The organism is Pseudomonas allii (assembly GCF_055380095.1).
The window spans coordinates 2,349,892-2,363,447 of sequence record NZ_AP039450.1 but is presented as its reverse complement, the minus strand read 5'-3'; the positions used below and the strand labels follow the sequence as shown (position 1 = coordinate 2,363,447).

At 62.4% G+C, this 13,556-nt stretch carries 14 protein-coding genes; 11 read left to right on the top strand and 3 right to left on the bottom strand.

What is annotated here, in order from left to right; all coding sequences use genetic code 11:
- Window positions 1-12 precede the first annotated feature (12 nt).
- Genes ACZ445_RS10885 through ACZ445_RS10875 form a run of 3 tightly spaced genes read left to right on the top strand, consistent with a single transcriptional unit; the run spans window position 13 to window position 4,047 of the window.
- On the top strand, window positions 13-468 hold the full coding sequence (locus tag ACZ445_RS10885) for a (2Fe-2S)-binding protein (protein ID WP_058427060.1): 456 nt from the start codon (window positions 13-15) through the stop codon (window positions 466-468).
- Window positions 468-2,687: a xanthine dehydrogenase family protein molybdopterin-binding subunit gene (locus ACZ445_RS10880; RefSeq protein WP_464708302.1), complete on the top strand. Its 2,220-nt coding sequence runs from the start codon at window positions 468-470 to the stop codon at window positions 2,685-2,687. Before ACZ445_RS10885 ends, ACZ445_RS10880 begins: the two co-directional genes overlap by 1 nt.
- Window positions 2,688-2,703: 16 nt before the next feature.
- Window positions 2,704-4,047: a c-type cytochrome gene (locus ACZ445_RS10875; protein ID WP_464708301.1), complete on the top strand. Its 1,344-nt coding sequence runs from the start codon at window positions 2,704-2,706 to the stop codon at window positions 4,045-4,047.
- Window positions 4,048-4,049: 2 nt separating this feature from the next.
- Here ACZ445_RS10875 and gbdR read toward each other — a convergent pair whose 3' ends face one another.
- Window positions 4,050-5,126 (bottom strand): choline metabolism transcriptional regulator GbdR, encoded by a 1,077-nt coding sequence (gene gbdR, locus ACZ445_RS10870; protein WP_058427063.1) that lies wholly within the window; start codon window positions 5,124-5,126, stop codon window positions 4,050-4,052.
- Window positions 5,123-6,532, bottom strand: a complete 1,410-nt coding sequence (gabP, locus tag ACZ445_RS10865; RefSeq protein ID WP_058427064.1) for a GABA permease — start codon at window positions 6,530-6,532, stop codon at window positions 5,123-5,125. Before gabP ends, gbdR begins: the two co-directional genes overlap by 4 nt.
- A gap of 347 nt (window positions 6,533-6,879) precedes the next feature.
- On the opposite strand from gabP, the gene ACZ445_RS10860 reads away from it, so the two are divergent.
- The 8 genes from ACZ445_RS10860 to ACZ445_RS10825 all read left to right on the top strand — a co-directional run bounded on the left by ACZ445_RS10860 (window position 6,880) and on the right by ACZ445_RS10825 (window position 12,511).
- Complete coding sequence (locus ACZ445_RS10860) at window positions 6,880-7,161, top strand: BrnT family toxin (protein WP_058427065.1); 282 nt, start codon at window positions 6,880-6,882, stop codon at window positions 7,159-7,161.
- Window positions 7,162-7,164: 3 nt separating this feature from the next.
- Window positions 7,165-7,539 (top strand): BrnA antitoxin family protein, encoded by a 375-nt coding sequence (locus ACZ445_RS10855; RefSeq protein WP_058427066.1) that lies wholly within the window; start codon window positions 7,165-7,167, stop codon window positions 7,537-7,539.
- Between the two features lie 4 nt (window positions 7,540-7,543).
- Entirely contained in the window at window positions 7,544-7,987 is a 444-nt protein-coding gene (locus ACZ445_RS10850; protein WP_058427067.1) for a GNAT family N-acetyltransferase, read from the top strand.
- Window positions 7,988-8,097: 110 nt separating this feature from the next.
- Entirely contained in the window at window positions 8,098-9,201 is a 1,104-nt protein-coding gene (locus tag ACZ445_RS10845) for a serine hydrolase domain-containing protein (RefSeq protein ID WP_058427068.1), read from the top strand.
- A gap of 126 nt (window positions 9,202-9,327) precedes the next feature.
- Complete coding sequence (gene flgG / locus ACZ445_RS10840; protein WP_179029014.1) at window positions 9,328-10,113, top strand: flagellar basal-body rod protein FlgG; 786 nt, start codon at window positions 9,328-9,330, stop codon at window positions 10,111-10,113.
- Between the two features lie 63 nt (window positions 10,114-10,176).
- Window positions 10,177-10,926 (top strand): response regulator, encoded by a 750-nt coding sequence (locus tag ACZ445_RS10835; protein ID WP_464708300.1) that lies wholly within the window; start codon window positions 10,177-10,179, stop codon window positions 10,924-10,926.
- On the top strand, window positions 10,923-11,984 hold the full coding sequence (locus ACZ445_RS10830; RefSeq protein WP_058427071.1) for an ATP-binding protein: 1,062 nt from the start codon (window positions 10,923-10,925) through the stop codon (window positions 11,982-11,984). Before ACZ445_RS10835 ends, ACZ445_RS10830 begins: the two co-directional genes overlap by 4 nt.
- A gap of 221 nt (window positions 11,985-12,205) precedes the next feature.
- Window positions 12,206-12,511 (top strand): hypothetical protein, encoded by a 306-nt coding sequence (locus ACZ445_RS10825; protein ID WP_058427072.1) that lies wholly within the window; start codon window positions 12,206-12,208, stop codon window positions 12,509-12,511.
- A 56-nt stretch (window positions 12,512-12,567) separates the two neighbouring features.
- Here ACZ445_RS10825 and ACZ445_RS10820 read toward each other — a convergent pair whose 3' ends face one another.
- A complete protein-coding gene (locus tag ACZ445_RS10820; protein ID WP_179029013.1) occupies window positions 12,568-13,446 on the bottom strand; it encodes a glycine betaine ABC transporter substrate-binding protein in 879 nt (292 codons plus the stop codon).
- Window positions 13,447-13,556 lie beyond the last annotated feature (110 nt).

Genomic DNA, 13,556 nt, shown 5'->3' with positions numbered 1-13,556 from the left:
AGCAGGTGAGCCATGGAATTACGAATCAACCAAAAGGCCTATCAGGTCGATGCCGACGCGGACACCCCATTGCTGTGGGTAATCCGCGATGACCTGGGCCTGACCGGCACCAAGTACGGCTGCGGCCTGGCCCAGTGCGGCGCCTGTTCGGTGCTGGTGGACGGCAATGTGGTGCGCTCCTGCGTCACGCCGGTGGCCGGGGTGGTCGGGCGGGAAATCACCACCATCGAAGCGATTGAAGACGATGAGGTGGGCAAGCGTGTGGTCGCGACCTGGGTCGAACAACAGGTGGCGCAATGTGGCTACTGCCAGTCCGGGCAGGTGATGGCGGCGACGGCGCTGCTCAAGCACACCCCCGCACCGAGCAAGGCGCAGATCGATGCGGCCATGGTCAACCTGTGCCGCTGCGGCACGTACAACGCCATCCACGCGGCCGTCGACGCCCTGGCCAAGCAGGAGGGCGCGTAATGAACATCCTCAACGAACTGCTCGATGCACCGGTCAACCTGTCACGCCGCCGCTTTCTGGCGAGTACCGCCGTGGGGGCGCTGGTCATCGGTTTCGGCCTGCCACTGGGCTCGGGCCGGGTGCAAGCCGCCACTGCCGCTGAACGCGGCACCCAGGTGCCGGCGTTTCTGGAGATTCGCCCGGACGGCACGGTGCGCCTGCTCAGCCCCTTCATGGAAGGCGGGCAAGGCACACACACCGCCATGGCGCAGATCGTCGGCGAAGAGCTGGATGCCGACCCCGCCACTTTCATCGTCGAGGCCGCGCCGCCCGGCGAAGCCTATGTGGTGATGGAGAACGGTATGCGCATCACCGGCGGCAGCATGTCGGTACGCATGAGTTACCCGACCATGCGCCGCCTCGGCGCCCTCGCCCGCGCCATGTTGCTGCAGGCGGGCGCCAAACAATTGGGCGTGCCGGTGGGCGAACTGACCACCCAGCCTGGCCAAGTGGTGCATGCAGCATCGGGCCGCTCGCTGGGCTACGGCGAACTGGCCAGTAGCGCCCTCGACATGCCCGTGCCCGATCCCGCCAGCATCACACTGCGCGACCCGAGCCAGTTCCGCTGGATCGGCAAGCCGGTCAAGCGCCTGGACGCCTACGACAAATCCACGGGCAAGGCGCTCTACAGCATCGACCTGAAAGTCGACAACATGCTCCACGCCGCCGTCCAGCATGCGCCACGCCTGGGCATGACCGTGGGCAGCCTGCGCAACCAGGCGCAGGTCGAAGGCATGAAGGGCGTGCATTCGGTGCACGTGCTGCCCGGTGCGGTGGCGGTGGTAGCTGAACGCTGGTGGCACGCCAAGCGTGCGGTGGAAGCGGTCCAGGTCGACTGGCAGGAAGCGGCCGCCGACTCGACGCTGCGGGTGATGCCGGCGGACTTCTCCAGCGACAAGCACTTCGAGTTCCTCGCCGCCCAGCAAGGGCCGGCCCGTGATGACGAAAACGAAGGCGACGTGGCCGCCGCGCTGAAAGGCGCCAAGACCCAGGTCGAAGCGACGTATCACAACCAGTACCTCAACCACGGCCAGTTGGAGCCGCCCTCCGCCCTGGCACGCTTCAATACGGACGGCAGCCTGGATATCTGGCTGCCCAACCAGGCACCGGACATGTTTCGCGCCGACATTGCCAAGCGCACCGGCCTGGACCCTGCGCAAATCAACCTGCATTCGCCGTTGCTCGGCGGCTTTTTCGGCCGGCATTTCCTGTATGAGTCGGCCAACCCCTACCCGCAGGCCATCGCGCTCGCCACGGCGGTGGGCCGTCCGATCAAGCTGATCTGGAGCCGTGAGGAAGAGTTCCTGCGCGACGTATTGCGCCCAGTGGCGGTGGTCAAGTTCCGCGCCGCGCTGGATGACAAAGGCCTGCCGGTGGCCATCGAAGCGGTGAGTGCCACCGAAGGCCCGACCGAAGCCCTCGCTGGCAAACAGGGCGACAAGATCGACCCCACGGCGGTCGAAGGATTGTCGGGCAAGTCCTACGCCATCCCCAACAAACGCATCGCGCAGATCTACGTCAAAGGCGCGCCCATGCTCGGCTATTGGCGTTCGGTGGGCAATTCGCTGAATGACTTTTTCTATGAATCGTTCCTCGACGAACTGGCGGACAAGGGCAAACAGGATCCCTATGAACTGCGCCTGCACCTGCTGCGCGACAACCCACGGCTGACCACCCTGCTGAAAGCCGCGGTTGAACTCGCCGGCGGCTGGAAGCGCGGCCCCTTCACCGCCGAAGACGGCAGCCGGCGCGCACGCGGCGTGGCCATGGCCTCGCCGTTCGGCTCCCACACGGCGGCGATCGCCGAGGTGTCGATCGAGAAGGGCAAGGTCAGGGTGCACGACATCTGGCAGGCCATTGACCCAGGCAGCATCGTCAACCCGGCGATTGTCGAGGCGCAGGTGAATGGCGCGGTGGCGCTGGGCTTGTCCCAGACCTTGCTGGAAGAAGCGGTGTACGTGGACGGCAAGCCACGGGCGCGCAACTACGACCTGTATCCGATCCTGGCGCCGGCGCAGATGGCACGGGTGCATGTGCGGATCGTCGAGAGTGGCGAAAAGATGGGCGGTATCGGCGAGCCGCCGTTGCCCGCCGTGGCACCGGCCGTGGCGAATGCGGTGGCGCAATTGACCGGCCAGCGTGTTCGCAGCCTGCCCTTGAGCCGACACACCTTCAGCTGACTTTCAGGAAACGCCCATGAACAACCGTCGATTCGCAAGAACCGCAGGCTGGCTGGCGCTGCCCTGCCTGGTCGCGGCAGGCCTGTTGGCCTGGTACGTCACCCGTGAGCCCGCCACACCGTTTGCACAAGCACCGGCCACCGCCACCTTCGAGCCGGCCCTGGTCAGCCGTGGCGAATATGTCGCGCGTCTCAGCGACTGCGTGGCCTGCCACAGTCTGCCGGGCAAGGCGCCGTTCGCCGGTGGCCTGGAAATGGCCACGCCGTTGGGGGCGATCCATGCCACCAACATCACCCCGGACAAAACCACCGGGATCGGCGCCTACAGCCTGGCCGACTTCGACCGTGCGGTACGCCATGGCGTAGCGCCGGGTGGCCGGCGGTTGTACCCGGCGATGCCCTACCCGTCCTACGTCAAGCTCAGCGACGACGATATGAAAGCGCTGTACGCGTTCTTCATGCAGGGCGTGCAACCGGCCAACCAGCCGAATATCCCCAGTGATATTCCGTGGCCGCTCAACCTGCGCTGGCCCATCGCCCTGTGGAACGGCGTGTTCGCACCGACCGCGCCATACGCAGCCAACCCCAACCAGGACGCGCTGTGGAACCGCGGCGCCTACATCGTCCAAGGCCCCGGCCACTGCGGCAGTTGCCACACGCCACGCGGGCTGGCCTTCAACGAGAAGGCGCTGGACGAGTCCGGTGCGCCGTTCCTTGCCGGCGCCCTGCTCGACGGCTGGTATGCACCCAGCCTGCGCCAGGACCCCAACACCGGGCTGGGCCGCTGGGACGAGGCGCAGATCGTGCAGTTCCTCAAGACCGGGCGCAATGCCCATGCGGTGGTCTACGGTTCGATGACCGAAGCCTTCAACAACTCCACGCAGTTCATGCAGGACGACGACCTGGCCGCCATCGCCCGCTACCTCAAGTCACTGCCCGGCGACCCACAGCGCGACGGCAGTCCCTGGCAGTATCAGGCGGTCGCCGCCAACCCGGACACCCCCGGCGCCCACACCTACGCGACCCGCTGCGCCTCGTGCCACGGCCTTGACGGCAAGGGCCAGCCCGAATGGATGCCACCCCTGGCCGGCGCCACCTCGGCCCTGGCCAAGGAAAGCGCCTCGGCGATCAACATCACCCTCAACGGCTCGCAACGTGTGGTGACGGCTGGCGTGCCGGACGCCTATCGCATGCCGGCGTTCCGCGAGCAACTGACCGACCCGCAAATCGCCGAGGTGCTCAGCTATGTACGCGGCACCTGGGGTAACAATGGCGGTGCGGTGGATGTGAAGGCGGTGAGCAAGTTGCGCGGGCATACCGATCCGGCGAGCAGCAGCCCGATCATCTTGCACATGCGCTGAGTTCAACGCTTCAGGTTTTTCACACTGGCAAACGTTGCCTCGCCCCGCGCCTGCTCCAATACATTCATTGGCGCGGGCGCCGGCAATGTGTGCAACGCCGGCTTGAGCACGATGGACCGCTCGCTGTCCGTGACGGAACGCTCGTCACTGGGCGGTACGCCGAAGTACTCGCGATAGCACTTGGAGAAATGCGGCGTGGACACAAAGCCGCAGAGCACGGCCAATTCGACGATTGAAATCGGTGTCTGCTTGAGCAACTGCCGTGCGCGGATCAGCCGCAGCCGCAGGTAGTAGCGTGAGGGCGAACAGTGCAGGTATTTCTGGAACATCCGCTCAAGCTGGCGACGCGACAGCGCGACATACGCCGCCAGTTCATCCAGGTTGATCGGCTCTTCCAGGTTGGCCTCCATCAATGCCACGACTTCCTGCAGCTTGGGCTGCTGGGTGCCGAGCATGTGCTTGAGGGGCACGCGCTGGTGATCCTGCTCGTTGCGGATGCGCTCGTACACAAACATGTCCGAGATCGCCGCCGACAGTTCGTGCCCGTGATCACGGCCGATCAGGTGCAGCATCATGTCCAGGGGCGCCGTGCCGCCTGAACTGGTGAGCCGATCACGGTCAAGGCTGAACAGGCTGGAACTGACAGTCACCCGTGGAAACGCCTCCTGCATCGCCGCCAACCACTCCCAGTGCACGCTGCATTCATACCCGTCGAGCAAGCCGGCCCGTGCCAACACAACGCTGCCGGTGCAAATGCCCCCCAGTCGCTTGGCATAACGCGCCTGGCTGCGCAGCCACTTGACCAGTTCGCCGGTCACGGTGCCCTGGATGCCGATACCGCCACACACCATCACAATGTCGGCGGGCGGCGCGCTGAGGATCGAACCGTCGGGCGTGATCGGCACACCGTCACTGGCCCACACCGGGTTGCCGTCCGGGCTAGCCGTGTGCCACTTGTAAAGCTCCTGGCCCGACAACTGGTTGGCCATGCGCAACGGCTCCACCGCCGCCGCCAGCGACATCAGGGTGAACTGATCCAACAGCAGGAAAACAATACTGCTGACCGGGCGGCCACTCATGATTGCGAAACGGCAGCCACTGGTTTTTGCGCGGGTTCCGGGTGCCGGGCGGTGAGCAAGCCGATCAAGGAAATTATCAGGGCCAGGACGAGGGTCGAAGACACTTCGAAACGGTGTTCGGGCGTGACCAGCATCACCGTCAAGGCCGCGCAGATAAACGCGATGACCAGCCAGGTCAGCCAGGGAAACAGCCACATCTGGAAGCTCAGCGTGACCTGGCGCTGGCGCAGGATCTTGCGCATGCGCAACTGCGAAACCGCGATCACCAGGTACACCAGCAAGGCGATGGCCCCCGAACTGGCCAGCAGGAACTGGAACAGCCCGGCCGGCATGAAGTAGCTGAGCAGGGTCACGCCCGCGCCGAGGATGGTGCTGGCAATCACCGCAGCCCTCGGCACACTCGCCGCCGAGGTCTTTTTCATCAGCGCGGGTGCATCTCCCCGCTTGCCGAGGGAAAACAGCATGCGCGAGGCAATGTAGATCGAAGAGTTCATGCAACTGGCCACGGCGATCAGCACCACCAGGTCCACCAGCAGCTTGGCGTGGGGAATATTCATCAGTTCAAGTGCCCGCTGATAAGAGCCGACCGAGGCCAGCAACGGGTCATTCCACGGCACTACGGAGATCACCACGAAGATCGACAACAGGTAGAACACCCCGATGCGCCACATCACCGAGCGCGTGGCCCGGGCGATGTTCTGCGCCGGGTTGCTGGATTCGGCCGCCGCGATGGTGACCGCTTCAGTGCCGATAAAACTGAACATGATCGTGATAAAGGCGCCGACCACCGCCGACAGTCCGTTGGGCGCAAACCCGCCATGGTCCTGCATCAACTGGCCGAGCCCACTGGCCTCACGCTCCGGCACCCAGCCCATCAACACCGCAAAGCCCACGCCGATAAAAGCGATGATCGCGATCACCTTGGCCATGGCAAACCAGAACTCGAATTCGCCGTACTTGGACACGCTGAACAGGTTGGTAACCACCAACAAAAAGATCGACAACAAGGCAAACAGCCAAGCGTCGATCTGCGGGAACCACTGGTTGAGGATATGCCCGGCGGCCAGGGCCTCGATGGGGATCACCAGCACCCAGAACCACCAGTACAGCCAGCCGATGGTAAAGCCGGCCCAGCGGCCGATGGCCTGGTCGGCGTAGGTCGAGAATGAGCCGGTGTCCGGGTTAGCCACCGCCATCTCCCCCAGCATGCGCATGACCAGCACCACCAGCAGGCCGGAAAACAGATAGGCCAGCAGCACTGCCGGCCCCGCCGCCGCAATCGCATGCCCGGACCCGACAAACAACCCCGCGCCGATAATCCCCGCAATGGAAAGCATGGTGACATGGCGCGGCTTGAAGCCTTGCGCCAACTGGCCGTTCGAGTCGTTGGAATGGAGGCTATTCATTGTTTTTGTTGTTCTCGGTGATCGGCGTGAGGGCTGACTGGAGGGTCAGGCGATCATCATTTTTGAATGATGAGTCACCTTACGCGGGCTGACCGGCGCGAAAATAGCCTGGAAACGGCAGGGGTTGGTCTGATATCGACATAAGACCTTATCTGGCTATGGAATCGGAATCTGACTACTTAACGGATCACCGGTTACGCACGGACATACGCGGGCACCCTCCTCAAAATCGATCCCTCACTGATAGGTAGGGATGTGCGTACCCAAATCGGGACCCGCAGACGCTGAACCAATGCCCTGACTGTCGCTTTGTCCAATTGCTTTTATATACATATAAAATATGCATAATGAGAACTTTCAGGATTCAATACGACAAAGCAAAAAGCATCACTAATCAGCAAAAGCACAAGGGAGTGAGCCTTGCCGATGCAGAACCGGTGTTTTACGACGAGACCGCTCTAACCATACAAGACAATGATCACGACGAAGAGCGTTGGATAATCATGGGTACGGACGCAAAGGGACGCGTATTGGTAGTGGCCTACACCTACCGCGATCCAAATTTTGTACGGATTATCAGTGCCAGGCGCGCATCCAAAAATGAACGGCGCCAGTACTTGGAGGCTTGAACCATGAAAGACGAATACGACTTCAGCTCCGGCAAGCGCGGTGCAGTCGCCAGCAACAAAGGCAAAACCCGAATCACTATCATGCTGGATGATGCGGTGATTGCAGCCGCCCGCGAGCGAGCGGAAAATGCAGGTACCGGTTATCAAACCGTGATCAACAACCTACTGCGCCAAGTGTTGGTTTCCCAAGACGCGCATAACCTCGGATCCGCACTGACGAGAAAAGCCAAAACCCTGCAAGTCATCAAGGAGGGAATCAGCCTTTGCGAAGTCGAAGCGCTGGAACAGCAGCTGATCGCGCTCGCCGGAGAGTTGAATCGAGTATTAGTCACACCAAAACCGACCAAACCAAAGGCTAAACCCACTCCGCTGAGGTAATCACTTGCCTACACGCTCGATAAACATCCGCCAGGCCACGCCCGACGACGTGCACGCCCTGATCGAACTGGATGCTTACGCCACGGCCCATACCCACCGCCGCGTATTCATCCATGATGCGGTGGTTCGCCAACACTGCCTCGTCGCCGTCAATAGCGCTGGCCGGTGTGTGGGATACCTGGTGCTGACCCATGATTTTTTCGATCATGGCTTCGTGGCGCTGGTGGTTGTGTCGCCAGTTTATCAGCACCAAGGTGTTGCGCTGCGGTTGCTGACGGCGGCACAAGCAGCGTGCAAGACGCCCAAGCTGTTTACTTCAACCAATGCGTCGAACACCGCCGCCCAGGCGCTGTTTGCAAAGGCCGGGTTCGTGCCGAGCGGGCACATCGAAAACCTTGACGATCACGACCCTGAGCGGGTGTATGTGAAATTCATCCAACCTCTGTGAGTGCTGGCCTCATCGGCTCCACGCCGCCTCCATCAAACCTCCCGCAAACATCCACCCCCCTCGCGCACACTGGCGCCTCCTGAAACCGCAAAAACGCTTCAGAGGTGCCCATGTTCCGAACCCTTGCGGCGAGTGTCCTGCTGATGTCCGCGCCCCTGGCGATAGCCACCCCGCTCACGGACGAACAACGCTCGGCCATCGACCGCTATGTCAACGCAGAAATAACCCGTCAGCAGTTGCCGGGCCTGGCCCTCGGTATCTACCGGAACGGCCAGGCCGTGCTCGCCAAGGGCTATGGCCTGGCGAATGTGGAACTCAACGTGCCCATGAGCGCCGACAGCGTGTTGCAGTCCGGCTCGGTGGGTAAATCCTTTACCGCAACGGCCGTCATGATGCTGGTGGAGCAAGGCAAGGTCGGCCTGGACGACAGCATCCGCCAGTACTTCCCCGAGGCGCCGGCCAGTTGGGCGCCGATCACGGTCGCCCATCTGTTGTCCCACACGTCCGGCTTGTCGGCCTACGATACGCCAGCGCTGCAAAAGCCCGGTGGCCCATTGGATATACGCCGCGACTTCAGCGAAGCGCAGCTGGCCAAGGCGATTGCCAAGCTGCCGCTGGACTTCAAGGCCGGGCAGAACTGGGCCTACGAAAACACCAATTTCGTGCTGCTCGGCATCCTGATCCAGCGTGTCAGCGGGATACCTTATGGCGAGTTTCTCCAGCAGCGTATCTTCACCCCGCTGGGCATGCGCTCGACACGGGTCATCTCGGACCTCGCGATTGTGCCCAACCGGGCGTCGGGCTACGAAAGGGTCGACGGTGAGCTGAGGAACCAGGAATGGGTGTCGCCGACCTTCAATGCCACGGCCGACGGCACGCTCTATTTCAGCGTCCGCGACCTGGAGCGCTGGGACCGCGCCCTCTACGATGAAACCCTGCTGACACAAGCCTCGCTGCAACGGATGTGGACGCCCTACCCCTACGCCGGCAAACAGCGGGCGCAAGGCTACGGGTTCGGCTGGGAAATCCGCACGGTCAACAGCCACCCCGTGATCGAGCACGGCGGCTCCTGGCAAGGCTTTACCTCGTCCATCTCGCGCTACCTCGACGACCGGTTGACGGTGGTGGTGCTGACCAACCTGGATGCCGAACACAGCTACCCGGAAGTCATCGGACGTGGCGTCGCCGGCCTGATCGACCCCGGATTGAAGTGATCAGGGCCAACAAAAAATGCCGCTCTCCATCATTCCTCCACAAAACCTCCCCTGAATGCGCACGTTCGTTGCGCACAATAGGTTTCATCAGAGTGCCCGGTCGACCGGGTTTACACGGAGAACGGCATGATTCCAGCCCTGTACGTCGCAAAAACCGGCTTGTCGGCCCAGGACACGCAGCTGACGACGATTTCCAACAACCTGGCGAACGTCTCGACCACCGGGTTCAAACGTGATCGCGCCGAGTTCCAGGACTTGCTCTACCAGATCAAGCGCCAGCCGGGCGCGCAGTCGACACAGAACAGTGCGTTGCCGTCGGGGTTGCAACTGGGCACTGGCGTGCAGATCGTCGGCACCCAGAAAAACTTCAGCGCCGGCAGCCTGCAGACCACCGGCCAACCGCTGGACCTGGCGGTGAACGGGCGCGGTTTTTTCCAGGTGCTGCAGCCGGACGGCACCACCGGCTATACCCGCGACGGCACCTTTCACCTGAATGCCAATGGCCAGGTGGTGACGGCCAGTGGCTTTGCGCTGGAACCGGCCCTCGTGGTGCCGGACAACGCCAAGACCTTCACCGTGGGCCAGGATGGCACAGTGTCGATCACCGTGGCCGGCAACCCCGCTGCGCAAGTGATCGGCAACCTGCAGACCGCCGACTTCATCAACCCTGCGGGCTTGCAGGCAATCGGCAACAACCTGTTCCTGGAGACCGCCTCCAGCGGCGCGCCACAGGTCGGTACGCCGGGGCTCAATGGTTTCGGCACCACCCTGCAACGGTCCCTGGAGACCTCCAACGTGAGCACCGTTGAAGAGATGGTCAACATGATCACCACGCAACGGGCCTATGAGATGAACTCCAAAGTGATTTCCACCGCCAACCAGATGTTGGGCGCCCTCACCCAGAAGCTATGATCAACACTTGAACGCGTGGCCAGGGAGCGGCAAACACTACAAGGCTTATTCACCGAGCAGACTATGAACGATTTCCCCGTTGCATCGACGCCCCGTCCGAACAGCGTCCGAGACACCCAGGCGCTGATCCTGATCGCCGAAGACGAGCCCGAGATCGCCGACATCCTGATCGCCTATCTCAAGCGCAGTGGCTTTCGTACCGCCCACGCCCTCGACGGCCGGCGCGCCCTCGAACTGCACCAGACCCTCAAGCCGGACCTGATGCTGCTGGACGTGCTGATGCCGCATGTGGATGGCTGGAAGGTCCTGGCCGAAGTGCGCCATCGCGGCAATACGCCGGTGATCATGCTGACTGCCCAGGACCAGGACATGGACAAGCTGATGGGGCTGCGCATCGGTGCCGACGACTATATCGTCAAGCCGTTCAACCCGGCCGAGGTGGTGGCGCGTACCCAGGCCGTGCTGCGACGTTCCATCGACTACACATATGCCGCCGGCGCCAATGTGTTGCGGGTGGACGGGTTTGAAATCGATATCGAAAGCCATCAGGTCACGCTGAATATCGAGGGCAAGGTGTTGCCGCTGCTGCTGACTGTCACCGAATTCAAACTGCTCGCCCAATTGGCCCGGGCACCCAAGCGCGTGTTCAGCCGCGCGGAATTGTTGGCGCTGTGCTCCCCGGAAAGCGACAGCCTGGAACGCACGGTCGACAGCCATATCAGCAAGTTGCGCCGCAAGATCGAAGACCTGGGGCTGCAAGGCGTGCCGGCGAGCATTCGCGGCGTGGGCTACCGGTTCGGGAGTGGCGTGTGAAAAAGCTCAATGGCTTGAGCCGCCAGATCATTGCCGCCATGTCGGCGGTGGTGCTCTGCGTGATCGCCCTGGCCGTGATCGGCTCCTACGTGTTCTATGCGCTGTTGTGGACCTACTGGCCGCTCTCGGACGAGCAGGCCGATGCCTGGCTGCCGGCCAATGTCGAGTGGGCGTGGATGGCCTTGACCACCTGCGTCAGCCTGGCGGTGGGTGCCTTCGTGGCCACGCGGCTGTCGCGGCGGATCCTGATGCCGCTCAACTCGGTGGCCGAGAACCTGCGCAAACTGGCGGATGGCGACCTCGACGTGCAAGCCGTCGCCGGTGACCAGTCCATCGGTGAAGCGGCGATCCTGGTGGATGACTTCAACAGCATGGCCCAGCGCTTGAAGCGCATGGCACAGGAGCAGGCATTCTGGAATGCGGCGATTGCCCATGAACTGCGCACGCCGCTGACCATCCTGCGCGGCCGCCTGCAAGGTTTGGCCGAGGGTGTATTCGAACCGGACACGGCGCAGTTCTACAGCCTGCTCGGCCAGGTCGAAGGGCTGGCGCGGATGATCGAGGACCTGCGGGTGGTGGGCCTGGGCGACAGCGGCTACCTCGAACTCAACGTGCAAGACGCCGACCTGGCCGCCGGCATTGAAGAGGATGTGCGGCTGTTTGAACCGAGCCTGGTCGCCGCCGGTTTTACCCTGCAACTGGACCTGCAACGCCGCACCCTGCGCTGCGACCCCGCCCGAATCCGCCAGGCCCTGCTGGCCCTGCTCGACAACGTGCGTCGACACGCCACGCCCGGCAACGTCAACGTGCACTTGAGCACCCGCGACGGCATGCACTACCTCAGGGTACGCGACGATGGCCCCGGGATCGATGAGGACCTGGCCATGCACCTGTTCGATGCCTTCCAGCGCGGCGAAAACTCGCGGTCCCGCGCCCAGGGTGGCAGCGGCCTGGGCCTGGCGGTGGTGCGCGCGATTGCCCTCGCCCACGGCGGCGCGGTGACGTGCCGGAAAATGGAAAACGGCGGAACGCTGTTTGAACTCAGTTGGAATCTTTGAGTAAACCAGGCCCCACCATGCGCATCTTTTCCATGATGTTCAGAACAACCCGGTGCTATCGATGCTTTGTCCTATTGGACGCCAAGGGTACGTGCGTTGCGTTCAAAAACTGCTTGGCACAGCCTGAAAACGGGCACTGGATCGAAGTTGAAAGCGTCAACTTGTCGTGGCTGGGCAACCCCTTTCCCAGCCACGCCCGGATAGCTCAGCGAGCGTGAGAAATGAATTCGTCCTTATCACCCCTTGAAGAGTCGTTGAAACTGCATACTGCCCGGCTGAAACGGCTGCAGCGTTACTGGGTGCCGTTGCAACAGCGCGCGCCCAAATGGGTATTGGCGCTGTGGATCATCGGCGTAGCCTTTTCGCTGGCAACCCAATGCTGGTGCCACTGGTTCGTGACCGCCCCGCTGATCTGCGCGTTGATCATCGCGGAAATCGTGATTGACGAGGCGCAGATGACCTTGCTGTTGCGCACCGATGCCGTGCGCGATTTGTTGAGAGCAGCCCATGGCAGTTCATACGCCTGACGCTGTGGTGAGCCCGCTCACCACAGCAAGCCCGCTCGCCACAATGAGCCCGCTCACTACAACTTGAACATCCCCTCGAACCGCGCCCTATTCGCCGCGTAATACGCTGCCACCGCCTTGTCCGCCGTGCTCTCCCTTGCCTGCATCATCAGCGCTTCCAAGTCCGCCTGGGGGATGGAGAAATGCGCAAAGAAGTACGCCACCTCCGGATGCTCCTGGCTGAAGCCTTTGCGGGCCATGGCGTGGATCTGCTCGGCGCCGCCGAAAATCCGCTTCGGGTCGTCCAGGTAGCGCAGCGACCATTTGGAGAACATCCAGTGCGGGCTCCAGGCGTTGACCAGTGACCACTTGTCGCGCTTGAGGTTGCGGTCCAGTTCGTTGAGCATGCCGCTCTCCGATGAGCCCACCAGTTTGTACCCCACCAACTGGTAGTCCTCGATCGCCTTGACGGTGAGCTTGTACTGGCCGTTACCGACTTCGGAGGTGAAGATCTTGCCGTCGAATTTCTCGCGGATACCCGGCTTGTTCAGATCTTCCACACTGGCCACTTCAGCCACCGGCACCGACGTAGGCACGGCCATGCCGATCCGCCCTTCATACAGCACGCCGAGGTCTTCGAGGCGGTCCTTGTATTTGTCGTAGAACGCCTTGTGGGTGCTGGGCAGCCAGACCATCGGGATCAGGTCAATGTTGCCGTTGGCCAGGGCCTGGAACTGGATGCCGATGTCGGCCATCACCAACTTGACCGGTTGCTTGAGGTGCTCCTGCAAGGCCGTACTGGCGAGCTTGACGGTGATTTCAGTGTCGGACCAGTTCACCCAACCGATGCGCACCGGTGGTTTTTCCTGCGCATGGGACAGTGCGGCGCTGGCCCCCAGCACAAGGCCAAGCAGGTAGGCACAGGCTTTTTTCCGATCGTGCACATGAGCATTCATCAGGCGTCCTCCTCTAGGGGTGAAGGCGATCTTAGCGATGACCTTCGGAGGCCGCAACAAAAATGTACATACGTGTCGACCATAATTGACACACATGTACATTTACCCTA

Coding starts and splice junctions, on each gene's coding strand:
- ACZ445_RS10820 (WP_179029013.1), bottom strand. CDS start 13,446: ATGAATGCTCATGTGCACGATCGGAAAAAAGCCTGTGCCTACCTGCTT.
- ACZ445_RS10885 (WP_058427060.1), top strand. CDS start 13: ATGGAATTACGAATCAACCAAAAGGCCTATCAGGTCGATGCCGACGCG.
- ACZ445_RS10860 (WP_058427065.1), top strand. CDS start 6,880: ATGAGAACTTTCAGGATTCAATACGACAAAGCAAAAAGCATCACTAAT.
- gabP (WP_058427064.1), bottom strand. CDS start 6,532: ATGAATAGCCTCCATTCCAACGACTCGAACGGCCAGTTGGCGCAAGGC.
- ACZ445_RS10845 (WP_058427068.1), top strand. CDS start 8,098: ATGTTCCGAACCCTTGCGGCGAGTGTCCTGCTGATGTCCGCGCCCCTG.
- ACZ445_RS10880 (WP_464708302.1), top strand. CDS start 468: ATGAACATCCTCAACGAACTGCTCGATGCACCGGTCAACCTGTCACGC.
- ACZ445_RS10835 (WP_464708300.1), top strand. CDS start 10,177: ATGAACGATTTCCCCGTTGCATCGACGCCCCGTCCGAACAGCGTCCGA.
- ACZ445_RS10825 (WP_058427072.1), top strand. CDS start 12,206: ATGAATTCGTCCTTATCACCCCTTGAAGAGTCGTTGAAACTGCATACT.
- ACZ445_RS10875 (WP_464708301.1), top strand. CDS start 2,704: ATGAACAACCGTCGATTCGCAAGAACCGCAGGCTGGCTGGCGCTGCCC.
- gbdR (WP_058427063.1), bottom strand. CDS start 5,126: ATGAGTGGCCGCCCGGTCAGCAGTATTGTTTTCCTGCTGTTGGATCAG.
- flgG (WP_179029014.1), top strand. CDS start 9,328: ATGATTCCAGCCCTGTACGTCGCAAAAACCGGCTTGTCGGCCCAGGAC.
- ACZ445_RS10855 (WP_058427066.1), top strand. CDS start 7,165: ATGAAAGACGAATACGACTTCAGCTCCGGCAAGCGCGGTGCAGTCGCC.